The 21,818-nt window shown below is 70.3% G+C and carries 20 protein-coding genes; 10 read left to right on the top strand and 10 right to left on the bottom strand.

What is annotated here, in order from left to right:
* The first annotated feature begins 48 nt into the window (after positions 1 to 48).
* From mdcA to AB4112_RS03070, 9 genes are all read left to right on the top strand, one after another.
* On the top strand, positions 49 to 1,719 hold the full coding sequence (mdcA, locus tag AB4112_RS03110; RefSeq protein WP_441717034.1) for a malonate decarboxylase subunit alpha: 1,671 nt from the start codon (positions 49 to 51) through the stop codon (positions 1,717 to 1,719).
* Positions 1,720 to 1,729: 10 nt separating this feature from the next.
* Positions 1,730 to 2,044: a malonate decarboxylase acyl carrier protein gene (gene mdcC / locus AB4112_RS03105; RefSeq protein ID WP_441717033.1), complete on the top strand. Its 315-nt coding sequence runs from the start codon at positions 1,730 to 1,732 to the stop codon at positions 2,042 to 2,044.
* Positions 2,041 to 2,973, top strand: a complete 933-nt coding sequence (locus AB4112_RS03100) for a biotin-independent malonate decarboxylase subunit beta (protein WP_441717032.1) — start codon at positions 2,041 to 2,043, stop codon at positions 2,971 to 2,973. The genes mdcC and AB4112_RS03100 overlap by 4 nt, the downstream gene beginning before the upstream one ends.
* A complete protein-coding gene (locus AB4112_RS03095; RefSeq protein WP_441717031.1) occupies positions 2,960 to 3,700 on the top strand; it encodes a biotin-independent malonate decarboxylase subunit gamma in 741 nt (246 codons plus the stop codon). Before AB4112_RS03100 ends, AB4112_RS03095 begins: the two co-directional genes overlap by 14 nt.
* Positions 3,684 to 4,349 (top strand): malonate decarboxylase holo-[acyl-carrier-protein] synthase, encoded by a 666-nt coding sequence (gene mdcG / locus AB4112_RS03090; RefSeq protein ID WP_441717030.1) that lies wholly within the window; start codon positions 3,684 to 3,686, stop codon positions 4,347 to 4,349. The genes AB4112_RS03095 and mdcG overlap by 17 nt, the downstream gene beginning before the upstream one ends.
* Positions 4,325 to 5,242, top strand: a complete 918-nt coding sequence (gene mdcB / locus AB4112_RS03085) for a triphosphoribosyl-dephospho-CoA synthase MdcB (protein ID WP_441717029.1) — start codon at positions 4,325 to 4,327, stop codon at positions 5,240 to 5,242. The genes mdcG and mdcB overlap by 25 nt, the downstream gene beginning before the upstream one ends.
* The gene (locus tag AB4112_RS03080; RefSeq protein WP_441717028.1) at positions 5,239 to 6,168 is read left to right on the top strand and encodes an ACP S-malonyltransferase; all 930 of its coding nucleotides are present in this window, start codon (positions 5,239 to 5,241) and stop codon (positions 6,166 to 6,168) included. Before mdcB ends, AB4112_RS03080 begins: the two co-directional genes overlap by 4 nt.
* A 157-nt stretch (positions 6,169 to 6,325) precedes the next feature.
* Positions 6,326 to 7,522, top strand: coding sequence for an efflux RND transporter periplasmic adaptor subunit (locus AB4112_RS03075; protein WP_441717027.1), 1,197 nt, complete (start codon positions 6,326 to 6,328; stop codon positions 7,520 to 7,522).
* Positions 7,519 to 10,665, top strand: a complete 3,147-nt coding sequence (locus AB4112_RS03070) for an efflux RND transporter permease subunit (RefSeq protein ID WP_309795425.1) — start codon at positions 7,519 to 7,521, stop codon at positions 10,663 to 10,665. The genes AB4112_RS03075 and AB4112_RS03070 overlap by 4 nt, the downstream gene beginning before the upstream one ends.
* Before the next feature lie 82 nt (positions 10,666 to 10,747).
* Here AB4112_RS03070 and AB4112_RS03065 read toward each other — a convergent pair whose 3' ends face one another.
* The 9 genes from AB4112_RS03065 to AB4112_RS03025 form a co-directional block, all read right to left on the bottom strand.
* On the bottom strand, positions 10,748 to 11,641 hold the full coding sequence (locus AB4112_RS03065) for a LysR family transcriptional regulator (protein ID WP_309795427.1): 894 nt from the start codon (positions 11,639 to 11,641) through the stop codon (positions 10,748 to 10,750).
* 39 nt (positions 11,642 to 11,680) lie between these two features.
* A complete protein-coding gene (locus tag AB4112_RS03060; protein WP_441717026.1) occupies positions 11,681 to 12,580 on the bottom strand; it encodes an alpha/beta hydrolase in 900 nt (299 codons plus the stop codon).
* Positions 12,581 to 12,711: 131 nt separating this feature from the next.
* Positions 12,712 to 13,458 (bottom strand): pyridoxal 4-dehydrogenase, SDR-type, encoded by a 747-nt coding sequence (gene pldH, locus AB4112_RS03055; RefSeq protein WP_441717025.1) that lies wholly within the window; start codon positions 13,456 to 13,458, stop codon positions 12,712 to 12,714.
* A 30-nt stretch (positions 13,459 to 13,488) separates the two neighbouring features.
* Positions 13,489 to 14,667 carry a pyridoxamine--pyruvate transaminase gene (ppaT, locus tag AB4112_RS03050; protein ID WP_441717024.1) on the bottom strand — a complete coding sequence of 393 codons (1,179 nt, stop codon included), beginning with the start codon at positions 14,665 to 14,667 and terminating at the stop codon, positions 13,489 to 13,491.
* 132 nt (positions 14,668 to 14,799) lie between these two features.
* Positions 14,800 to 15,606: a 4-pyridoxolactonase gene (gene pldA / locus AB4112_RS03045; protein WP_441717023.1), complete on the bottom strand. Its 807-nt coding sequence runs from the start codon at positions 15,604 to 15,606 to the stop codon at positions 14,800 to 14,802.
* Positions 15,607 to 15,628: 22 nt separating this feature from the next.
* A complete protein-coding gene (locus tag AB4112_RS03040) occupies positions 15,629 to 16,564 on the bottom strand; it encodes a putative B6 ABC transporter permease subunit 1 (protein WP_441717022.1) in 936 nt (311 codons plus the stop codon).
* 2 nt (positions 16,565 to 16,566) lie between these two features.
* Positions 16,567 to 17,661 (bottom strand): putative B6 ABC transporter permease subunit 2, encoded by a 1,095-nt coding sequence (locus AB4112_RS03035; RefSeq protein ID WP_441717021.1) that lies wholly within the window; start codon positions 17,659 to 17,661, stop codon positions 16,567 to 16,569.
* Positions 17,658 to 19,223, bottom strand: coding sequence for a putative B6 ABC transporter ATP-binding protein (locus AB4112_RS03030; protein ID WP_441717020.1), 1,566 nt, complete (start codon positions 19,221 to 19,223; stop codon positions 17,658 to 17,660). Before AB4112_RS03030 ends, AB4112_RS03035 begins: the two co-directional genes overlap by 4 nt.
* Positions 19,224 to 19,283: 60 nt before the next feature.
* Positions 19,284 to 20,324: a putative B6 ABC transporter substrate-binding protein gene (locus AB4112_RS03025; RefSeq protein ID WP_441717019.1), complete on the bottom strand. Its 1,041-nt coding sequence runs from the start codon at positions 20,322 to 20,324 to the stop codon at positions 19,284 to 19,286.
* A 164-nt stretch (positions 20,325 to 20,488) separates the two neighbouring features.
* On the opposite strand from AB4112_RS03025, the gene AB4112_RS03020 reads away from it, so the two are divergent.
* Complete coding sequence (locus AB4112_RS03020) at positions 20,489 to 20,872, top strand: hypothetical protein (protein WP_441717018.1); 384 nt, start codon at positions 20,489 to 20,491, stop codon at positions 20,870 to 20,872.
* Position 20,873: 1 nt separating this feature from the next.
* Here AB4112_RS03020 and fhmpcd1 read toward each other — a convergent pair whose 3' ends face one another.
* The gene (gene fhmpcd1 / locus AB4112_RS03015) at positions 20,874 to 21,815 is read right to left on the bottom strand and encodes a 5-formyl-3-hydroxy-2-methylpyridine 4-carboxylate 5-dehydrogenase (RefSeq protein ID WP_441717017.1); all 942 of its coding nucleotides are present in this window, start codon (positions 21,813 to 21,815) and stop codon (positions 20,874 to 20,876) included.
* Between the last annotated feature and the right edge of the window lie 3 nt (positions 21,816 to 21,818).

The raw sequence follows: 21,818 nt of genomic DNA, 5'->3' as shown, positions 1-21,818 counted from the left end.
ATCCCATGGAGGGGGTGGCGCCGCATTCTCCCTGCCGGAGATTCAGCCATGACATCCCGACCGAACGCGTCACCGCAGCGCGCGTGGGACACCGGACGACAATCCCGTGAACAGCGGCTGGCCGCGGCCGGCCGCTATGCCCGGGGCAAGCTGGTCGCGCCCGATGATGCGACCAGCCTGCTCGAGGCGGTCATCCGCCCGGGAGACCGCGTCTGCCTGGAGGGTGACAACCAGAAGCAGGCGGATTTCCTCGCGCGCTGCCTCGCCGCGGTGGACCCGAACACCGTCCGGGATCTGCACATCGTGCAGTCCGGACTCGTGCTTGCCGAGCATCTCGATCTGTTCGAGGCCGGGATCGCGCGCCGGCTCGACTTCTCCTATTCCGGGCCGCAGGGCGCCGCGCTGGCGCGGGCCCTCAACGCCGGGAAGATCGAACTCGGCGCGATCCACACCTATCTCGAGCTCTTCTCGCGCTACTTCGTCGACCTGACGCCGCATGTGGCGCTGACCGTCGCGCGCTGCGCCGATCGCGACGGCAACCTCTACATGGGCCCGAACACGGAAGACTCTCCCGTGGTGATCGAGGCCACAGCGTTCAAGCAGGGCATCGTCATCGCCCAGGTCAACGAGCTGGTCGACAAGGTGCCGCGGGTCGACGTGCCCGGCGATCGCGTCGACTTCGTCGTCGTCGCGCCCGAGACCTTCTATGTCGAGCCGCTGTTCACCCGCGATCCGGCGCAGATCACCGAGACCCAGATCCTCACCGGCATGCTGGCGATCCGGGGGATCTACGAGGAGTACGGCGTCCGGCGGCTGAACCACGGGATCGGGTTCAACACCGCCGCGATCGAGCTGCTGCTGCCGACCTATGCCGAGCGGCTCGGCCTGAAGGGGCGCATCGCGACCCATTTCGCCCTGAACCCGCACCCCACCCTCATCCCCGCGATCGAGACCGGCTGGGTGCAGCAGGTCCACAGCTTCGGATCGGAGGTGGGCATGGACGCCTATATGCGCGCCCGCCCGGACATCTTCTTCACCGGCCGGGACGGTTCGATGGCGTCGAACCGCATGTACTGCCAGGCCGCCGGCCTCTATGCGACCGACCTCTTCATCGGATCGACTCTCCAGATCGACCTGCAGGGCAACAGTTCGACGGTGACGCGCGACCGGATCGCGGGTTTCGGCGGCGCGCCGAACATGGGCTCCGATCCGCATGGCCGGCGTCATGCCAGCGAGGCGTGGCTGAAGGCGGGGCGGGAAGCGGCGGGCGAACAGCAGCAGCTGCCGCGCGGCCGCAAGCTGGTTGTCCAGATCGTCGAGACTTTCGGCGACAAGCTCGTCCCGACCTTCGTCGAGCAGCTCGACAGCGTCCAGCTTGCCGAGACGCTCCATCTCGATCTCCCGCCGGTGATGATCTATGGCGACGATGTGACCCACATCGTCACGGAGGAGGGGATCGCGAACCTCCTGCTCTGCCGCACCGCCTATGAGCGTGAGCAGGCGATCCGTGGGGTGGCCGGATACACGCCGGTCGGCCGGGCGCGCGACCACCGCGTCGTCGAGGACCTGCGGGCCCGGAAGGTGATCCGTCGGCCGGAGGATCTCGGCATCGACCCGCTCGACACGCACAGGAGCCTGCTCGCCGCGCACTCCGTCAAGGAGCTGATGCACTGGTCGGGCAATCTCTACGACCCGCCAAGCAAATTCCGGAACTGGTAGGAGGTCTGCCATGGTGATCATCAAGCTTCAATACGCCCCCGGCCGGCCGGCTGAGGGGCACGCCCGGAGCGCCATCGTCGGCGTCGTCGCGTCCGGCAATCTCGAAGTGCTGCTCGAACGCACGCTGCCGGAAACCGAGTGCTCGGTCGAGATCGCCACCCCCGTGCGCGGCTACGACGAGGTCTGGCAGGCGGTCGTCGCCGACTTCGTGGAGCGCGCCTCCCCGGGCGGGCTGCGCATCTCGATCAACGACGGCGGGGCCCGGCCGGACACGGTCGCGCTGCGGCTGATGCAGGGCGTCAGGATGATGGAGGCGGCACGATGACCGACATTGCGACCCGCCGGTCCGCCAGCCGCGACTCCGCGAGCTGGTTCCTGGCCTCCGCCCGCGAGCGCCTCGCCGGCCTGCTCGATCCGGACAGCTTCACCGAGATCCTCCCGCCTTCGGACCGCGTGCAGAGCCCTCATCTGGCGCCGTTCGACCTTCCCGCGGCGTTCGACGACGGCATGATCATCGGGCGCGGGCGCCTCGATGGCCGGGAGGTGCTGGTCGCCGCGCAGGAAGGGCAGTTCATGGGCGGCACCTTCGCCGAGGTGAGCGGGGCGAAGCTCGTCGGCCTGCTTCGGGCGGCACGCGACCGCGCCGATCTCCCCGTCCTGCTGCTGCTCGACAGCGGCGGCGTGCGGCTGCAGGAGGCCAATGCCGGTGAGCTCGCCGTCGCGGAGGTGATGCGCGCGATCGCCGAGGCCCGCAGCGCCGGCGTCGCGGTCGTCGCCCTGGTCGGCGGGCGCTCCGGGGCCTTCGGCGGAGCCGGCCTCACCGCCGCCACCTGCTCCCGGATTGCGATCTCGGAGCAGGGACGGCTCGGCGTCACCGGCCCCGAGGTGATCGAGACCAACCAGGGCGTCGAGGAGTTCGACTCCAAGGACAAGGCCCTGGTCTGGAGCGTCACCGGCGGCCGGACCCGCCGCCTGATCGGGGGCGCCGACACCTATGCCCAGGACACGATGGCCGGCTTCCGCGACGCCGCTCTCTTCCTGCTCGAACGGGTGCCGGCGTTCGACCTGCGGACGCTGCAGGCCGAGCAGGAGCGGCTCGCGTCGCGGCAGTCCCAGCTCGGCGGCTGCAGCAGCGCCACCGAGATGTGGACCATCCTCGGCATCGCAGATCCGGAGGCCGTGCGGGACATGGACGACGAGGCGTTCATCGCGCTCGCCGCAAAGGTGAAAGGACTGGATCATGACGGTCGATGAGATCTTGGCGGGGCTGTTCCCCGCCGGGCACGACGTGGTCGTGCGCCCCGACAAGCTGATCATGGGGATCGGCCGGCTCGGGAACGGTCGCGCGGTCGAAGTGATCGGCATCGCCGACGGAGAACCGCTCGGGATCGACGGCGTCCTGCCCCTGGCCGAACGGGTGCTGCGGGTGATCGCGGCCGGCGGCGACACGCCGATCCTGGTGATGGTGGACACGCGCAGCCAGCGCATGGCCCGCCGCGACGAGATGCTCGGCCTCAACGAATATCTCGCCCATCTCGCCAAATGCCTGCTGCTGGCCAGTCGGGAAGGGCATCGCACGGTCGGGCTGAACTACGGCAAGGCGGCCGCCGGCGCCTTCCTCGCCACCGGGCTGGCGACGGACATCCTGGTCGCGCTGCCGGGGGCGGAGCCTGCGGTCATGGACCTGCCGTCGATGGCGCGCGTCACCAAGCTGCCCGAAGACAAGCTCAAAGCGCTGTCGCAGACGACCCCCGTCTTCGCGCCCGGCCTCGCCGCCATGAGCAAGGTCGGCGCCATCGCGGCCACCTGGGACCCGGGCCAGCCACTCGGCGCCCAGCTCGAAGCGGCCTTGGCGGGCAGTTCCGGCCATGACGCCAGGGATGTGCTCGGCGCCGCGCGCGACGGCCGGCGCCTGGCGTCGGACTTGGCCCGGCGCGTGGCGGCGCAGATCGTCGAGGGCCATCATGCTGCAGCGTCATGATCTGCTGCGCGTGACGCCGGGCGGGTGGCCCGCAGTCCTGGCCGCATCGCCCGGCTTCGATGCCTTGGAGGTCGGGCCGCGCCGGCTCGTCGCCGGCTGGGCGGAGCGTGGCTGGCCGGTGATCGTGCGTCGCCGGGCTGCCGGCGACAGCGGGGATGGCGTCGCCGTCGGCCTGCCCCTGCCGCCGGCACACGGCAAGCTTCGCCTCGCCCTGTCCATCCCCGCCGAATTCGTGACTGAGACTGTTGCTGCCGTCCCGCTGAGCACAGCGGCGGCCTCCGTCCCGCCGGCCTGGCGGCCGCAGGTGGAGGGGCTGGTCGCCCTCGGCGAGCGGCTGGCGCTGCGGCCGGTCCTGTTCGGCGCTCTGCTGTGGCAACGCCTGACCGGCCTGCCCTACCTGCGGCCGGGATCGGACATCGACCTGATCTGGCCCAGGCCGACGGCGGAAATCCTGCCCGATCTTCTCGACACCCTCGACCGGCTGGACAGCGCGGGCCCGGTCCGGCTCGACGGCGAGATCCTCCTCACGGCCGGCAGCGGGGTGAACTGGCGGGAGCTTCGGCAGGAGTTCCGCCGACCCGACGGGGTCGTACTCATCAAATCCATGGACGGAGCGGACATCCGATGCGTGCGCACCCTCTTCGCGTGAGCCGTCCGGCGCTGGACGCCGGCCTCGCGCTTCCGCGGCCCGGCCTGCCCGTCGCGATCGCCGAACGGCTGGGCGACGTGGCCGCCGCGGCCCTCGTGGCCGAACTGGAGACATGGCCGAAGCCCGGCCTGGTGAGCCATGTCGATCGCGGCAGCCATGACGATATGGACCACACCACCTTCCGGCGCAGCGCCGCGGCGATCCGCCCCTTCTATGCCCGCCTGGCGATGGCGGGTTCGGCGGGTGGCGACATGGAGCGGCTTCGGCAGATCGGCCGGGAGGCCGAGGACGCCATGCTCGCCGCCACCGGCGGCGTGAACACCCACCGGGGTGCGATCTTCGGCCTGGGGCTGCTCTGCGCGGCAGCCGGAGCGGCCTCGGTGGAGAGCCCTCTGACCCCAGCCACCCCGGCACGCCCGTCCGCCGCGCAGCTGGCGGGCATCGTCACCCGGCGCTGGGGCGGCGCGATCCTACGCGGTCCGATTCCCCTCCGCAGCCACGGCAGCGACGTCCTGCGCCGGTTCGGGGCGGGGGGCGCCCGCGCGGAAGCCGCAGCCGGCTTCCCGCAGGTGCGGGAGATCGGGCTGCCGGCCCTCCGCCAGGGACGCGCGCTCGCCCATGACGAGGGCGCCGCCCGCGTCCAGGCCTTCTTCGCCCTGATGGCCGAGGTGGAGGATACGAACCTGCTTCATCGCGGCGGCGCCGCGGGGCTGCAGGACGCGCAACGCGTGGCACGGCAGTTCCTGGAAGATGGAGGGGTGGGGCAGGGCGATTGGGAGGATCGTGCGGTGGCGATCCACCAGGCCTTCGTCCGGCGGCGTCTCAGCCCCGGCGGATGCGCGGATCTGCTCGCGGCCACGATCTTCCTCGATCGGGTCGAGAGCGGGCTGTGACCGGCGTCGCCATCCTCTGCTCCGGGCAGGGCGGCCAGGCTGCGGGCATGTTCGACCTGGTCGGCGAGGCGCCCGAGGCGGCGCCTGTCTTCGCGGCCGCCCGACGCGTGCTCGACGGCCGGGATCCGAGGGATCTGGTCCATCAGGCGAGCGAAGGCGAGCTTCACGCCAACAGGGTGGCCCAGATCCTCTGCTGCACCCAGGCGCTGGCCTACTGGGCGGTGCTGGGGCCGACCTCGCCCCGCCCCGTCACCGCTGCGGGCTACAGCGCCGGCGAACTGGCCGCATGGGGCATTGCCGGCGTCATCGATGCGGAGACCGTCCTGGATCTGACCGCCAGGCGGGCCGTGCTGATGGACGAGGCTTCGCGCACCGCATCGGGGCTCGGCGCGGTGCTGGGCCTGCCGCGCGCGGAGATCGAAGCGATCTGCCGGGCGCATGATCTCCACATCGCCATCGTCAACGGGCCCCTGCATGTCCTCCTCGGCGGCGCGGTCGCCGATCTGCAGCCGGCCTTGGCGCAGGCCGAGCAGCGGGGGGCGAGCCGCACCGTCATGCTGCCCGTGTCGGTCGCGTCGCATACGCCGTTCCTCCGCGAAGCCAGCGAGCGGTTCGGAGAGCTGCTTCGCCAGCGGGTCGCCGGGACGCGCCCGCCAACGGGGGTGCGACTGATCAGCGGCGTCGACGGCGCGCCCGTCCTGCACCTGCCGGAGGGCCTGCAGAAGCTCGCCTTGCAGATCCGGCAGACGGTCGACTGGGCGGCCTGCATGGACGCCTGCCGCGCCGCCCGTCCGCAGCGTGCGCTCGAACTGGGCCCCGGCGACGCCCTGGCGAGGATGGCCGCCGACGCGATGCCGGGCATCGCCGTCCGCAGCGTCACGGCGTTCCGATCGCTGGACGGCATCCGCCATTGGCTCGACGCCTGACGCCGTGCCTTCGTGCTTCAAGACTAAGGTATAGGTCCCTCCCGACGAACGCAGGGCGTCGACGTCCCGATGTGCAATGGAGCGAGCTGCCGCTTCGACCTTAACCTTTGAAGGCTTTGGAATTCACCATTCCAGCCTGAACAGAGCGAGGTCGACCATGCGCCGCAACCTGCTTCTCGCCGCCTTGGGGGTGGTGGCCGGACTCTCCGGCTCCCTCCTCGTCCTCGGCACCGACGTCTTCGGCTCCGCCTCCACCGCGGTGCCGGTTCCGGTCGTGTCGCCCGCGCCCGTCGCCGAGGCGACCGTGGCGAAGCAGGACGTGCCGATCGAGCTGGACGGCCTCGGCCGGGTCCAGGCCTTCAACACGGTCACCGTCCGCACCCAGGTCGAGGGCCAGATCCAGCGGATCGCCTACGACCAGGGGCAGACGGTGCAGAAGGGCGACCTGCTGGTCACGATCGACCCCCGGATCTACCAGGCCAAGCTCGAGCAGGACCAGGCCACCCTGGCCCGCGACCAGGCGCACCTCGCCAACGCGTCCGCCAATCTCGCGCGCTACAAGCCACTGGAGCATTCGGGCTTTGCGACCGACCAGCAGGTCGACACCCAGCAGGCGATGATCGACCAGCTCCAGGCCTCGATCAAAGGCGACCAGGCGGTCATCGACCAGGACCAGGTCGAGCTCGGCTACACCCAGATCACGGCGCCGATCGGCGGCGTCACCGGGTTCCGCCTGGTCGACGAGGGCAATGTCGTCCACCCGACCGACGCGAGCGGTCTGGTGACCATCGCCCAGATCCAGCCGATCGCCGTCCTGTTCACGCTGCCGCAGGCGGCGTTGCCCGACATCCAGCGGCAGATGGCGAGCGCTGGTGCGGCCGGGCTGACGGTCGAGGCCTGGTCGCAGGACGGCGCGACCAGGCTCGACACCGGCAGGCTCGAGACCCTCGACAACACCGTGGACGCGGCCAGCGGCACGATCACGTTGCGCGCGGATTTTCCGAACCCGCAGAAGCTGCTGTGGCCGGGCGAGTTCGTCCAGGCCCGGCTGGTCCTGAAGGTGCAGCAGGATGGTCTGACCGTGCCCGCCGCCGTGGTACAGCGCGGGCCAAACGGGGTCTTCGCCTGGGTGGTGCGGCCCGACGCGACGGTGGCGCCGCAGCCGATCCAGGTGGCCCAGACGGTGCGCGGAACCGCGCTCGTCACCTCCGGCCTGACGGCGGGCGAGACCGTGGTCAGCGACGGGCAGTATGGCCTGCGACCGGGGGACAAGGTGTCCGCGCGCAGTCCGGCCGACACCACGGATTCGCCGCTGATGAACGCGCAGACCGACACACTGGGGATCCAGCCATGAGCCAGAACACCGCGTCCAACGGTGGCCTGTCCGGCCCGTTCATCCGGCGGCCGATCGCCACGCTGATGCTGATGATCGGCGTCGTGCTGGTCGGCATCGTCGCCTACCGCTCCCTGCCGGTCGCGGCCCTGCCGTCGGTCGACCTGCCGACGATCCAGGTCACGGCGCAGCTGCCCGGGGCCGACCCCGAGACCATGGCTTCCTCGGTGGCCACGCCGCTGGAGCGCCAGTTCGGCGAGATCCCCGGCCTGTCGCAGATGACCTCCGCCAGCGCCCTGGGCTTCACCCAGGTGACGCTGCAGTTCGACCCCTCGCGCACCGTGGACTCCGCAGCCGGAGACGTGCAGGCGGCGATCAATGCGGCCGGCGGCGACCTGCCGAAGACCATGCCGACGCCGCCGACCTACCGGAAGACCAATCCGGCCGACACGCCGATCCTGATCCTGGCCCTGACCTCCGACACCCTGCCGCTGACGACGGTCGACGACTATGCCGAAAGCATCCTCGCGCAGAAGCTGTCGCAGGTGCCGGGTGTCGGGCTGGTGAGCATCGGCGGCCAGCAGCAGCCGGCCATGCGGGTCGAGGTGAACCCCCAGCAGCTCGCGGCCCAGGGCCTGACGCTGGAGAACATCCGCACCGCCCTGTCATCGATCACGGTCGACGACCCCAAGGGCACGCTCGAAGGCAAGCAGCAGGCCTATGCGCTGCAGACCAACGACCAGCTGACCACGCTCGCCAGCTACAACCAGGCCATCATCGGCTACAAGAACGGCGCGCCGATCCGGGTCAGCGACATCGGCCATGCCGAGATCGGCCCGGCCAACGACCAGCTGGCGGCCTGGTATGGCCGCGACCGCGGCATCATCCTGGCGGTCCAGCGCCTGCCGGGCGCCAATGTGATCCAGACCGTCGACAGCATCCGGCGCGAGCTGCCGCAGCTCGAGGCGTCGCTGCCGCCGGCGATCAAAATCTCCGTGGTCTCCGACCGCACCACCACCATTCGCGCCTCGGTCGCCGACGTGCAGTTCACCCTGGTCCTGACCATCGGCCTGGTGGTCATGACCATCCTGCTCTTCCTCAGGAATTTCTGGGCCACGATCATCCCGGGCATCGCGGTGCCGATCTCGATCGTCGGCACCTTCGCGGTGATGGCCGTGTTCGGCTATTCGCTCGACAACCTGTCGCTGATGGCACTGTCGGTTGCCGTCGGCTTCGTGGTCGACGATGCGATCGTGATGGTCGAGAACATCGTCCACCACCTGGAGCAGGGCAAGACACCCCTGCAGGCGGCCCTGGATGGGGCCGGGCAGATCGGCTTCACCATCCTGTCGATCTCGGTCTCGCTGGTGGCGGTGTTCATCCCGCTGCTGCTGATGGGCGGCGTCATCGGCAAGCTGTTCCAGGAGTTCGCGGTCACCGTCGCCGTCGCGATCGCCGTCTCCGCCCTGGTGTCCCTGACGCTGACGCCGATGCTCTGCTCCCGCCTGCTCAAGGCGCAGGCCGAAGGCCCGGCGCGGCACGGCCGGCTGTACCGGCTGCTGGAGGCCGGGTTCGATCGCCTGGCCGGGGCCTATGAAGCGGCGCTGACCCACGTGCTCCGGCACCAGCGTCTGACCCTCATGGTCATGATCGCGACCGTCGCGTTGACCGGGTATCTCTTCGTCACGATCCCGAAGGGCTTCTTCCCGCAGCAGGACACCGGCCTGATCGCCGGCGTCACCGAAGCCGCACAGGACGTGTCCACCGGGGCCCTGGCCGAGAAGCAGCAGCAGGTCGTCGACGTCCTGCTGCGGGATCCGGCAGTCGGCTCGGTCGCGAGCTATATCGGGCCCGGTGGCACCAACCCCTCGCCGAACCAGGGGCGCATGTACATCTCGCTGAAGCCGCAAGGGCAGCGTGGCCCGAATGCCACCGCCGACCAGGTGATCGCGCGGCTCGACAAGGCGCTGCAGCCCGTCACCGGCATCCGCCTCTACATGCAGGCCGCCCAGGACATCACGATCGGCGGTCGCGTGGCCAAGACCCAGTACCAGTACACGCTGACCGATGTGAACGCGCAGGAACTGGCGTCCTGGGCGCCGAAGGTGGTCGCCGCGGTGGCGCAGCTGCCCAGCGTCGCGGACGTCACCAGCGACCAGGAGAGTGCCGGCCTGCAGTTCACGATCCAGATCGACCGGGACGCGGCCTCGCGCCTCGGCATCGCCCCGCAGGATGTCGACAACGCCCTGTACGACGCCTTCGGCCAGCGGGTCGTCACCAAGGTCTTCACTTCGCTCAACCAGTATTACGTGATCCTGGAGGTCGACCCGGCCTTCCGCCGGGGGCCGGATGCGCTGCAGTCGGTCTATCTGCGCTCCTCCGCCGGGCAGCCCGTGCCGCTGAGCGAGATCGCGCACCAGGCGCCGGCGACGGCGCCGCTGGTGGTCAACCATCAGAGCCAGTTCCCGTCGGTCACGGTGTCCTTCAACCTGGCGCCGCACAGCTCGATCGGGACCGCGGCGACCGATGTCGAACGCGCGGTGGCGGCGCTTCACCTGCCGGCCAGCGTCCAGGGAGCCTTCCAGGGTACGGCGCATGCCTACGAGACCGCCCTGGCCGGGCAGCCGGCCCTGATCGCGGCCGCGCTGGTCGCCGTCTACCTGATCCTCGGCATGCTGTACGAAAGCGCCGTCCACCCGGTGACGATCCTGTCGACCTTGCCGTCGGCCGGCGTCGGCGCGCTGCTGGCGCTGAAGGCGGCGGGGATGCCGCTCGACGTGATCGGCATCATCGGCATCGTGCTGCTGATCGGCATCGTCAAGAAGAACGGCATCATGATGGTCGACTTCGCGCTGGCGGCGGAGCGTGCGGGCAAGTCGCCGGTCGAGGCGGTGCGCGAGGCCTGCCTGTCCCGGTTCCGGCCGATCCTGATGACGACCATGTGCGCGATCCTCGGCGGCATTCCGCTGATGGTCGGCACCGGCACGGGATCGGAGATCCGCCAGCCGCTCGGCTACGCCATCGTCGGCGGGCTGGCGGTCAGCCAGATCCTGACCCTGTTCACGACGCCGATCGTCTACCTGTATCTGGGCCGCCTCGGTCACTTGGTGCAGCGGGTGCGGACGGCTGTGAAGGCCATGCGCTTCCACAGCCCTGCGGCCTGAGGGTCATGTTGCGGGGCCGCGACCGCGGGGCGGTTGGAGGCCGTCGTCCGCTATCGACCCTGCTCATCAATCCGGCGCGTCGTCAGCCCCGGTGGCGCAGCGCGTGGAGCAGCACGGAAAGGGCCGGCGGGCATTGCCGGCGGCTGGGATAGTACAGATGATAGCCCGGGAATGGCGGGCACCAATCCGCCAGCACGCGGATCAGCCGCCCCTCGGCGATGTATGGCTGCACCTGATCTTCGGGCAGATAGGCCAGGCCAAGCCCGGCCAGAACCGAATTCAGCCGCAGGGCGATGGTGTTGAACACCAGCTGCCCTTCGACCCGCACCTTCAGCTCATGCCCATCTCTCTCGAACTCCCAGGCGTACAGCCCGCCATAGGTGGGAAGGCGGATGTTGATGCAGTTGTGGGCCGTCAGCTCCTGAGGCGTCCGTGGCGGCGGCCGCTGCGCGAGATAGGAGGGCGCCCCGACGACCGCCATGGACATGTCCGGGCCGATCCGCATCGCGATCATGTCCTTCGCGACCTGTTCGCCGAGGCGGACGCCGGCATCGTAGCGTTCCGCGACGATGTCGGTCAGGCCGTAGTCGGCGATGATTTCGACCCGGATGTCCGGATACTCCGGCAGCAGCTTCGCCACCGCCGGCCAGAGGATGGTGTTGGCCGAATGCTCGCCCGCCGTGATGCGGACGGTGCCGGCAGGCTTGTCGCGCAGTTCGCTCAGGGCGCCCAGCTCGGCATCGATCTCCTCGAGCCGCGGGCCGACGGTCCGGAGCAGGCGTTCGCCGGCTTCGGTCGGCGAGACGCTACGCGTGGTCCGGGTCAGCAACCGCAGGCCGAGCCGCTCCTCCAGCCCGCGGATGGTGTGGCTCAGCGCCGATTGGGATATCCCGAGCTGCGCCGCGGCCCTGGTAAAGCTGCGCTCACGCGCGACCGCGAGGAAGGCGAGGAGGTCGTTCAGGTTCTCCCGCGGCATTCATGAACACCTCTCATAAGTTCATGCGGACTTTAGCATCTAATCGCATGCCGGCGCGTACGTTCCGATCTGGCTCCTGATCGACGGGAGCCGGCGGATCCACACCGAAGCTCTCTCCAGCTCTCGCGACGCGATGGGGTCGCGCCCGGCCTGCTTGAGGAAACCGTGGTCGCGCCCGGCCACGAGCCGGAACTCGCTTTCCGGATGATGCGGCAGGGCCCGAAACAACCGGACCGAATCGTCATGGACCGCGTCGAGTTCGGCAGCCAGGACATAGGCAGGCTCGGCGATATCTAGGGCGAAGGCCAGGGGCCAGATGGGGTCTGCGCCGGGCAGGGCGGCGTCGCCCAACCGGTTGTACATGACGGTCAAGGTCTCCTGGTCCAGGCCGTTCTCAGCCGTGCCGCGGCGCGCGATGCTGTCGCTGGCGACCTGCCCGTATCCGCCATACAGCAGCAACAGCCCCGCAACCCGCTCACGCATGGCCGGCGGGAGGCCACGAAGGCCCCAAAGGGCGACACAGGCACCGGCGCTGTCGCCGGCGAGAATGATCCTCGTCCGGTCGGGGGCGGCGCTCATCGCGACGGCCAGGTGGCAGGCGGCGACCGCGTCCTCGCGCTGGGCCGGGAAAGGATGCTCCGGCGCCAGGCGATAGCGGGCCGACAGCGCGGGCATCCCGCTGAATTTCGCCAGCCACGCCGTGACGCCGCGATGCGACTGGGGGCTGCCCGCGACGAAGCCGCCGCCATGGAAGTAGACGATCACGGAACCGGCAGCGCCGACCGATGGGGTGAACAGGAGGCCGCCCCGGAAGTCGCCGGCTTCCGCGACCGCGGTCTCCCGCACGTCGTCAGGCAACGGGCCGGCCTGTTCCACGGCATCGCGGGCGTGATGTGCCCGCAGCTCCTCCGGACTCGATGTGGCCCATGACACGCTCATGCGAGGCGATCCCCGAGACTGTGAGGGGCCGTCCGATCGAAATGCCAATGGCCCGCCATTGACCCCGGCCCTGGTCGGGAGAATGATCCGCGGACCATCCAGGGTGCAACCGGGACGCGCGGCGTTGGGGTCTACCAGCGCACCATCCCGCCATCGACGTTCAGCGTCTGGCCCGTGATCCAATGCGCCTCGTCGGAGGCGAGGAAGGCGACCGCGGGGGCGATGTCGCGCGGCTGGCCCTGGCCGGGAATGGCCTGCAGCATCTCGACGAAGCCGAAGGCCTGGGCATGGGGGCTGGCCATGACCCCGTCCGACGCGGTCAGGCCCGGCGTCACCGCGTTCACGGTGATGCCGTGCTTGCCCAGCTCGGTCGCCAGCGCCCGGGTGAAGCCGAACACGCCGCCCTTGGCCGCGACATAGGCCGCCATGTTCGGCGTGCCGGCGAAGATGGTGTTGGAGCAGATGTTGACGATGCGGCCGCGTCGCGCGTCGCGGCGCATCAGGTCCGACGACGCCCGGGCCATCAGGAAGGTGCCGGTCAGGTTGACCGCCATGATCCTCTGCCAATGCGCCAGGTCGACCTCGTCCCAGGCGATGAACGGCACGATGGCGGCGTTGTTGACCAGGATGTCGACGCCGCCGGCCCGGGCCACCACCGTCTCGTGCAGCGCCGTCACCGCCGCGGGGTCGGAGACGTCGCAGGCGACCGCGAAGCTGTCATGCCCCAGCCCGGCGGCGACCGATGCCGCCCCGTCCGCCTTGATGTCGGCGACCACGATCCGGGCCCCGTCCTCCGCCAGCCGCTCCGCGATCGCCCTGCCGATCCCTTGCGCCGCCCCGGTCACGATCGCGACCTTGCCCGAAAGGTTGGAAGCCATATCCCCGGTCCTTTTGTTTTGGTTGATGGTTCAGCCGGCGGCGTCGATCGCGGCCATGGCAGCGGCCACGCCACGGCCGATATCGACCGCGTGGCCCAGCGCACCCAGCGCCCCGCCCAGCGCGCTGATCGCCACCACGGCGTAGAGCGGCTGGGCGGTCGGCCCCATATGGCCGATCCGCACCAGCTTCCCCAGCGTCTCGCCGCGGCCGGAAGAGAAGTTGACGCCATAGCGCTCGCGCGCCGCTCGCCGCAGGTCTGCGTCCGCCACGCCGTCCGGCACCCGCACGGCGGTGGTGGTCGGCGAGGCGATCTCCTCGCGTGCCGGCCACAGCGCCAGCCCCATCGCCTGCAGCCCCGCCCGGCAGGCCCGCGCGGTCAGCGCATGGCGAGCCCACACCACCTCCGGCCCCTCCGCCAGATACTGGTCCAGCGCCGCGTCCAGGCCGTTGATCTCGGCGACCGAGGGGGTGAAGGGGAAGGGCCGGTCCCGCCGCCAGGCCTGCTCCCAGTCCAGGATGCTCAGCATCGAGGCGCGCGGCGCGTCGGGATTGGCCTTCATCTTGGTCCAGGCGCGGTCGCTGACGCCGAGCAGGCTGAGGCCTGGCGCGCCGCCCAGGCACTTGTTCGGGCCGGTGACGAAGATGTCGGCGTGGCAGTCCTCCGCATGCACGTCCATGCCGCCGAAGGACGAGACCGCGTCGACGATCAGCCAGCCGCCGTGTTCCGCCACGATACGGCCGATCGCCTCCACCGGGTTGATCGTGCCGGACGGCGTGTCGTGGTGGCAGACCGAGACGATGCGGATGTCGGGCCGCGCCTTCAGCATCGCGGCAACCGCGTCCGGATCGATCGTCTCGTTGTACGGCACCTCGATCTCGACCAGCTCGGCGCAGTGCCGCTTGGCCCAGAAGCCGAAGCCCTTGCCGTAGACGCCGGAGGCGAGGTTGAGCACGACGTCGTCGCGGGCGATCAGCGATGCCGCCGCGGCTTCCAGCCCCAGCACCGGCTCGCCATGCAGGATGACGGGCGGGGTCGACAGGCGCATCGCCGCCTGCGCCTTTTCGTTCACCCGTTCGTAGAAAGCCAGGAAGACCGGGTCGTAATCATAGTGGATGGTGCGGGACAGCCCGCGCAGCACCGCCGGATAGGCGTCGACCGGGCCGGAGGTGAGGGTGAAGACGGGGTCGCGCAACGTAGGCGTAGACATCGGGAAACTCCTGTTCGGAGGCTCACTCCCTGCTGTCATTGCCGGGCTTGACCCGGCAATCCAGGGGCCACACAGAGCCGCTCCGGCTGCCCCTGGATCCTCGGGTCAAGCCCGAGGATGACAAGAAAAGAGCTACCCGTAGAATTTCGGGCCGGTCTGGTAATGGGCGAAGTTCTGGGCGTCGTGCGAGAACATCAGCTCCGCCTCCCGCTCCTCCGCCAGCCTGGCGAGGCGGCGCATCGAGGCCACGCCCGCGACCGGATCGATGTGGAACGAGGCCTGGCACAGGGTCTCCAGGCTCTTCTGGGTGTAGGCGGCATCGATCGTGAACAGGATCGGCCGCCGGGTCTGGAACTCGACCAGCAGGCTGTAATGGCCGATGGCGTGGCCGGGGGTGAACAGCAGGTGCACGCCCCTGGCCAGCTCGACATCGCCCTCGATGGTCTCGAAGCGGGAATTGGCGTCGGTGGTGCCGGCCAGCAGCTGGTCGCCCTTGCCGCGGGCGGCGGCGGCCTCGGCCGAGAAGCTCAGGTCGGAATAGCCCAGCACCTCGAAGGGCTCGGGCGTCGCCGCCTGGGCGATCTCGTCGCGGTGGCACAGCTTCTTCGCGTGCGGGAAGTACTTGTTGCCGCCGACATGGTCAAAATGGAAGTGCGAGTTGACGACGGTGCCGACGTCCCTCGGTTCAAGCCCGAGCAGCTTGAGAGCACCAGGGATGGTCTGCTCCCTGGTCTGCTGCGGCTTCTCGAAGGGCAGCACCTTCATGACGTGGTCGTGGTCGAAGCCGCTGTCGATCAGGAACCGGCCCTCGGCGTGCTCGACCAGGATGGAATAGACCGGGAAGCGGATCTCGCCGCCGGGCCCGCGGTTCCAGAAGACGTGGTAGCCGTCGAGGACGAGCGAGCCGCCGTCGAGCAGGTAGACCTTGGTGTCTGTCATGGCAGGGTTCCTCCGGAAGACATCAGCGGGCACCGCGGACATAGGGCAGGCCCAGCGCCGCGGGCAGGCTGGCGCGCCGCCCGAACAGCACCAGCACCGCCATGACGGCGGCGAAGGGCAGCATCTGGATCACGTCGGTCGGCACGTCGACGCCAGCGACCTGCAGCGCGGTGGTCAGCGACAGGCAGGCGCCGAACAGCAAGGCGCCCAGCAGCACCCAGACCGGCCTGCCTCGGGCCAACATCGCCAGCACGATGCCGATGAAGCCGGCGCCGTTGGTCATGAACGGGATGAACAGCCCGGCGCCGATATTGGCCAGGAAGGCCCCGCCGATGCCGGCCAGGGCGCCCGTCGCCAGCACTGCGGCGGTGCGGACGCCGATCACGCCGACCCCCGCGGCATCCAGCGCCGCCGGCTTGTCGCCGGCCGCCTGCAGGTCGAGCCCCAGCGCGGTGCGCCGGAACACCCAGGCGAGGAGGAAGGTGAGCCCGACCGCGAGGTAGACCACGGGGTGCCGGTCGAACAGGGCCGGGCCGATCACCGGGATCGCCGCCAGCCCCGGGATCGGCAGGGTGGCCGCGCCGTCGAGCCGCGGATAGCTCTGGGCGAACTGGAAGAAGTGGAGCAGGGCGGTCAGCCCCTCGGCCCCCAGGGTCAGGGCGATGCCGATGACGATCTGGTTGAGGCCGAGCCGGACGCACAGCAGCGCCATCAGCGCGGCGACCAGCAGCCCGCCGCCGGCACCGCCGAGGAAGCCGAGCCAGATCGACCCGCTGGAGAAGGCGGTGAGGAAGCCGAGATAGGCGCCGGCCAGCATCATGCCCTCGATGCCGACATTCAGCACCCCGGCCTTCTCCGAGATCTGTTCGCCCAAGCCCGCCAGCAGCAGCGGCACGCCGGCCGTGATCGCGCCCAGCACCAGCGAGGTCAGGAAGGCCTGGGTCAGGAGACCGTCCATGCTCAGGCCCTCATCCGGTCGCGGCGCCGGTGGTCGATGTGCTCGACCAGCGCCAGCAGGATCAGCAGGATCGCCATCACCACCAGGGTGAAGAAGTGCGGCACGCCCAGCCGCCGCGCCGCGCTCTCGCCGCCGATCGACAGCACCGAGAACAGGAAGACGTAGGCGATGCTGGCGAAGCCGTTGAACCGGGCCAGGAACACCAGCGGGATCACCGCCAGGCCGTAGGCCGGGTTCCAGTCGGCGCGGACATTGCCCTGCACGCCGATGATGTCGACCGCCCCGGCCATCGCCGCCAGCCCGGCCGAGATGGCGAAGACGGCGACGGTCAGCCGCGGCAACGGCAGCCCGGCATGGACCGCGGCGCGGCTGTTGGCGCCGACCACCCGCAGCTTCAGCCCGAAGGCGGTGCGGGTCATCATCAGATGGACCAGCACCACGGCGGCGATGCCGAGCAGCAGGCCGCCGCTGATCGTGGTGCCGAACAGCCGCGGCAGGCGGTCGTCCACCGCCAGGGTCCGGGTCTGCGGCACCGTCGTCGCCGGGTCGCGGAAGGCCAGCTTGACCAGCACATTGGCGAAGGAGGTGCCGAGGAAGGTCATCATCAGCGTGGTGATGATCTCGTTCACCCCCTGATAGGCCCGCAGCAGCGCCGGCAGCAGCGACCAGGCCGCGCCGACCGCCGCGGCCAGCACCAGGCACAGCGGCAGGGCGACCCAGCCCGGCAGCATCCCGGCCAGGGCCGGCCCGGCCGCGGCGACGATGACGGCGGCCAGCAGGAACTGGCCGTCGATGCCGAGGTTCCAGATGCCCGCCCGGAAGGCCACGATCAGCCCGGCCGCCAGGAACAGCAGCGGCGCCATCCGCGACAGCGATTCCTGCAACCCGAGCCAGGACAAGAGGCCGCGCTGCAGCACCAGCCCGTAATAGGCCAGGGGGTCGGCGCCCACCGCCAGCAGCACGCCGCCCGACAGCAGCAGCGCCGCCAGGATCGGGCCCAGCGTGACCAGCGCCCAATGCAGCGCGGCGCCGGCCATGCCGGGGGCGGCGGGCGGTTTCTGCGCCGGCGCGGTGTCGTTCACCGTGTCCGCCATCATGACGCGGTTCCGATCATCAGCTCGCCCACCCGGCGTCGGGCTCGGTCGTCATTGGCGACGGTGCCGGCGATGCGGCCACCCGACATCACCGCGATCCGGTCGGCGAGTTCCAGCAGCTCCTCCAGGTCGGTCGAGATCAGGATGGTGGCGACCCCGGCATCGGCGGCGTCGCGGATCCGGCGCCGCGTGGCGACGATGTTCTGCACGTCCAGGCCATGGGTCGGCTTGCTGTAGATCACCACCCGCGCGGTGCCCGACAGCTCGCGCGCCAGCAGCACCTTCTGGATGTTGCCGCCGGACAGCCGCCCGACCGGCGTCCGGATGCCCGGCGTGCGCACGTCGAAGGCGGCGACCAGGGCCGTTGCATGGCGGTCGATCGCCGCCGGCTGTTCCAGCCCGCGCGACCAGAACGGGGCGTCGCCGATCTGCTTCAGCAGCAGGTTCAGGCTGACCGGGAAGGCGCCGACCGTGCCTTCGCCCAGCCGGTCGTCGGTGACGTAGCGCAGGCCCAGCCGCCGCCGGCCGCCGACATCCAGCCGGTCGAGCGGATGGCCGTCCAGCAGCACCGTGCCGCCGCTGGCCGGCCGCTGCCCCGCCAGCGCCTCGGCCAGCTGCTTCTGGCCGTTGCCGTCGATCCCGGCGATGCCCAGGATCTCGCCCGGCGCCACCTCCAGCGCGATGTCGGCCACATCGGCGGCGCCCTGGCCGGGCACGCTGAGGTCGCGGACCACCAGCAGCGGGGCGGCGGCCAGGGCGGTGCGCCGCCTCGTGCCGTCGATGGCCTTCGGCTCGCCGGTCGCGGTGGCGCCGAACATCAGCTGCACGATCTCGGCGGTCGCTTCGTGCTCACCGAGGCTCCGCAGCCGCTCGGGCGGGATCTCGCCGACCTTGCGGCCGAGGCGCAGGATCGAGATGCGGTCGCCGAAGTCGAACGCCTCCTTCAGCTTGTGGGTGATGAAGACGACGGCGATGCCGCGCCCGGCCAGCCGCCGCATCAGCGCGCCCAGCTCCTCCACCCCTTTCGGCGTCAGCATCGAGGTGGCCTCGTCCAGGATCAGCACCCGGCTGCCGCGCAGCAGCGCGCGCACGATCTCGACCTGCTGCTGCTCGCCCAGCGACAGTTCGCCGGTGACGGCCTGCGGATCGATCGACAGGCCCAGCGCTTCGGCCGTGCGCGTCAGCTCGGCAGCCAGCCGGGCGCGGTCGGGCCGCTGCCACCAGCGCAGGCCGAGGGCCAGATTGTCCGCCACGGTCAGGGTCGGGGCCAGCATGACATGCTGGAACACCGTGCCGATGCCGAGATCCAGGGCGCGGCGGGGCGACGCGATCGCCTGCTCGCGCCCGTCGACCAGGATGGCGCCGTCGTCGGGCTGCAGCAGCCCGGACAGCATCGCGATCAGGGTCGATTTGCCGGCCCCGTTCTCGCCCAGCAGCACATGCACCTCGCCGGGCCGGATCGCCAGGTCGACCTGGTCGTTGGCGACGATGCCGGGGAAGCGCTTGGTGATGCCGCGCAGCGCGATGATCGGCGCGCCGGCCTCCGGGTGCGGTGATGCGGTCATGGGTCCATCGCTCCGCGCCCCGCCGGGCCATCCCGGCGGGGCGCCACTGTCCTGGCGAACCTACTGCGCCGCCGCCGACACGTCCGACATCAGCGCCCGCACCGCAGCCGCGTCCCAGACCGGCTCGACCTTGATCTTGCCGCTGACGATGTCGGCGCGGATTGCCTGCAGCTGGGTCCAGACGTCGTCGGGAATGGCTTTGGTCTTCAGCAGCTGGACCGAATTGTCGGCCAGCCCGATGGCATAGTGCTTGGTGCCGAAGCTGCCGGCCTTGAGGTCCTCGATCATCGCCCCATAGACCGGGGTGATGTCCCAGACCACCGACGACAGCAGATTTCCCTTGTCGATGCTGGACTTGTCGCCGATCACGTCGATGAAATAGACCTTGCCGCCATCGGTCGCCTTGCTGGTCTCGACCGCCTGGATCATGCCGAAGCTCGACCCGTTGCCCTGGCCGAAGACGATGTCGGCGCCGGCCGCGATCACCGATTCCGTCACCCGCTTGCCGCCCGCCGCATCGCTGTACGCGGCGGGGCCGATCACGGCATAGCGGATCTTCACCGCCGGCTTCTCCGCCTTGACTCCCTGGGCGAAGGCGGCGGATTGCGAGTTCCACGACGGCGGTTCGCCCGACACGACGATGCCGACCGTGCCGGTCCGGGTCATCTTCGCCGCCAGCCGGCCGGCGAGATAGGCGCCCTGATGGCCGCTCAGCGTGTAGTCGGCGATCAGGCCCGGCTTCAGCAGGTCCGGCCGGTCGACGATCGCCACCGGCACGCCGGTCTCGGCCGCGATCTCGGGGGCCGAGGTGTTGTAGCCGCTGGCATGGGCGATCAGCAGGCTGGCCCCGTCGGCCGCCAGCTCGCGCATGGTCGGCCGCACGTCGCCATAGCCCAGGCCTTCCGCCACGGTGACCTTCACCCCCGCCTTCTCGCCGGCGGCCTTGGCCGCGGTGACGCCCTGCTGGTTCCAGCCGAAATCGGTGCCCTGCTCCGGCGTCAGGATGGCGATGCTCTTGACCTCTCCGGCCAGGCTCGCGGTCGACGCCAGCGCCAGCATCAGCACGCCGAGGCTGGCCTTGATCATCACGGTCTTCATCATGTCTCAATTCCCTGCTTGTTGTTTAGGTTCTGTATTTTCTTTATTATTTACTTAAGGTATTGCAGATTATTCCTTATTGGTTATTGTGGCTATCATTTCCTCGCGAAGAAAAGGTCGGCCCGATGGCGCGGTTCCGTTCTGGCGTTCTTCCGTTGGTGGCGCTGGTGCTTGCGGTCCAGCCGGCGCTTGCCGCAGGGCATGGGCCGGACGGGCTGGTCGAGAGGACATTCCGGGCGGCGAACCGCGGCGAAGGCCGGATCGCCTGCGGCGCCGCCATCGCCCATTGGTACTCGGTCGACCTCGGGCAGGCCGGGCCGGGCGGCACGGTCGGCGCGCAGCTCTGGTTCGATCCGGCCGGCGGCACGGTATACCTGCTCAACGACAAGCAGGATCGGCTGCCGGTCGAAGCGCTGTGGTGTGGCGTGGCCGGCCGCAGCTGGGCGACCCGCAGCCTGGTCGACCTGCCCCGGCATGCCGGCCCGGCCGGAACCGCGCCGGAGATCGCGGTGGAGTGCGCGCCGGCCGGGGACCGGCTGGTCTGCCGCTGAGTCATCCGTCGCGCCCTTCCAGGATCCGCCGCACCGCGACCAGGCGCCGGGCCCGTTCGGCCTGCAGCGCCGCGATCTGGTCGGGGGTGTAGGGGAAGATGCCCTCGCCGCTCTTGATCCCCAGCTTCCCGGCCCGGGTCCGCTCGGTGACATAGCCCGCCACGTCGCGGCGCGCCGACAGCTCGGCGTTCAGGAAGCCCGCCACCGACTGGTAGATGTCGAGGCCGGCCATGTCGAGCAGCCGCATCGGGCCGACCACGCTCAGCTTGTAGCCGATGCCCCAGGACACGCAGGTGTCCAGCCCCTCCTCGTCGATCACCCCCTGATCGACCAGGTCGATCGCCTCGCGCAGCAGGGCATAGAGGATGCGGTTCTCGACGAAGCCGGGCACGTCCTTCTTCACCACCACCGGCAGCAGCTTCAGCGACCGGACCAGATCGGTGATGAAGGCCACGGTGGCCGGGGCGGTCTTCTCGCCGGCGATCACCTCGATCATCGGGATGATGTGCGGCGGGTTCGACCAATGCATGCCGACCAGCCGCTCCGGATGCGACAGGAAACCCTGCAGCGTGGTGATCGGGATGCCGGAGGTGTCGGAGGCGACGATGGTCCCGGCCGGCAGCAGCGGGTCGAGCGCACGGTAGACCGCGGCCTTGACCTCGACCTTCTCCGGCACGTTCTCGATCACCAGCGCGGCGCCGGCGACGGCCCCGGCCAGGTCGTCGTGGAAGCTGACGGCGCCCTCACCGGTCGTCGGCGGGGCGACGCCCAGCCGGTCCAGGACCGCGGCCGCCTGAGGTACCGCCGCGCGGGCGCGCTCGACCGCGGCCGGCGACAGGTCGTGCGCCCGCACCGCCATGCCGCCGCGGGCGAGGGTCGCAATGATCCCCGGCCCCATCGTGCCGAGGCCGATCACGGCGACCGTAAGCGTTCCGTCCGGCATCGT

It is taken from the genome of Inquilinus sp. 2KB_23, assembly GCF_052115705.1.
Taxonomy (GTDB): domain Bacteria; phylum Pseudomonadota; class Alphaproteobacteria; order DSM-16000; family Inquilinaceae; genus Inquilinus; species Inquilinus ginsengisoli_A.
Note: the sequence above shows the minus strand (reverse complement) of the source record. Positions and strands in the feature narration are given on the sequence as shown.

What these genes read in the sequence shown, in the direction of transcription:
- mdcA (WP_441717034.1), top strand. Translation starts at nt 49, where the DNA reads ATGACATCCCGACCGAACGCGTCACCGCAGCGCGCGTGGGACACCGGA.
- mdcC (WP_441717033.1), top strand. Translation starts at nt 1,730, where the DNA reads ATGGTGATCATCAAGCTTCAATACGCCCCCGGCCGGCCGGCTGAGGGG.
- AB4112_RS03100 (WP_441717032.1), top strand. Translation starts at nt 2,041, where the DNA reads ATGACCGACATTGCGACCCGCCGGTCCGCCAGCCGCGACTCCGCGAGC.
- AB4112_RS03095 (WP_441717031.1), top strand. Translation starts at nt 2,960, where the DNA reads ATGACGGTCGATGAGATCTTGGCGGGGCTGTTCCCCGCCGGGCACGAC.
- mdcG (WP_441717030.1), top strand. Translation starts at nt 3,684, where the DNA reads ATGCTGCAGCGTCATGATCTGCTGCGCGTGACGCCGGGCGGGTGGCCC.
- mdcB (WP_441717029.1), top strand. Translation starts at nt 4,325, where the DNA reads ATGCGTGCGCACCCTCTTCGCGTGAGCCGTCCGGCGCTGGACGCCGGC.
- AB4112_RS03075 (WP_441717027.1), top strand. Translation starts at nt 6,326, where the DNA reads ATGCGCCGCAACCTGCTTCTCGCCGCCTTGGGGGTGGTGGCCGGACTC.
- AB4112_RS03070 (WP_309795425.1), top strand. Translation starts at nt 7,519, where the DNA reads ATGAGCCAGAACACCGCGTCCAACGGTGGCCTGTCCGGCCCGTTCATC.
- AB4112_RS03065 (WP_309795427.1), bottom strand. Translation starts at nt 11,641, where the DNA reads ATGCCGCGGGAGAACCTGAACGACCTCCTCGCCTTCCTCGCGGTCGCG.
- AB4112_RS03060 (WP_441717026.1), bottom strand. Translation starts at nt 12,580, where the DNA reads ATGAGCGTGTCATGGGCCACATCGAGTCCGGAGGAGCTGCGGGCACAT.
- pldH (WP_441717025.1), bottom strand. Translation starts at nt 13,458, where the DNA reads ATGGCTTCCAACCTTTCGGGCAAGGTCGCGATCGTGACCGGGGCGGCG.
- ppaT (WP_441717024.1), bottom strand. Translation starts at nt 14,667, where the DNA reads ATGTCTACGCCTACGTTGCGCGACCCCGTCTTCACCCTCACCTCCGGC.
- pldA (WP_441717023.1), bottom strand. Translation starts at nt 15,606, where the DNA reads ATGACAGACACCAAGGTCTACCTGCTCGACGGCGGCTCGCTCGTCCTC.
- AB4112_RS03040 (WP_441717022.1), bottom strand. Translation starts at nt 16,564, where the DNA reads ATGGACGGTCTCCTGACCCAGGCCTTCCTGACCTCGCTGGTGCTGGGC.
- AB4112_RS03035 (WP_441717021.1), bottom strand. Translation starts at nt 17,661, where the DNA reads ATGATGGCGGACACGGTGAACGACACCGCGCCGGCGCAGAAACCGCCC.
- AB4112_RS03030 (WP_441717020.1), bottom strand. Translation starts at nt 19,223, where the DNA reads ATGACCGCATCACCGCACCCGGAGGCCGGCGCGCCGATCATCGCGCTG.
- AB4112_RS03025 (WP_441717019.1), bottom strand. Translation starts at nt 20,324, where the DNA reads ATGATGAAGACCGTGATGATCAAGGCCAGCCTCGGCGTGCTGATGCTG.
- fhmpcd1 (WP_441717017.1), bottom strand. Translation starts at nt 21,815, where the DNA reads ATGCCGGACGGAACGCTTACGGTCGCCGTGATCGGCCTCGGCACGATG.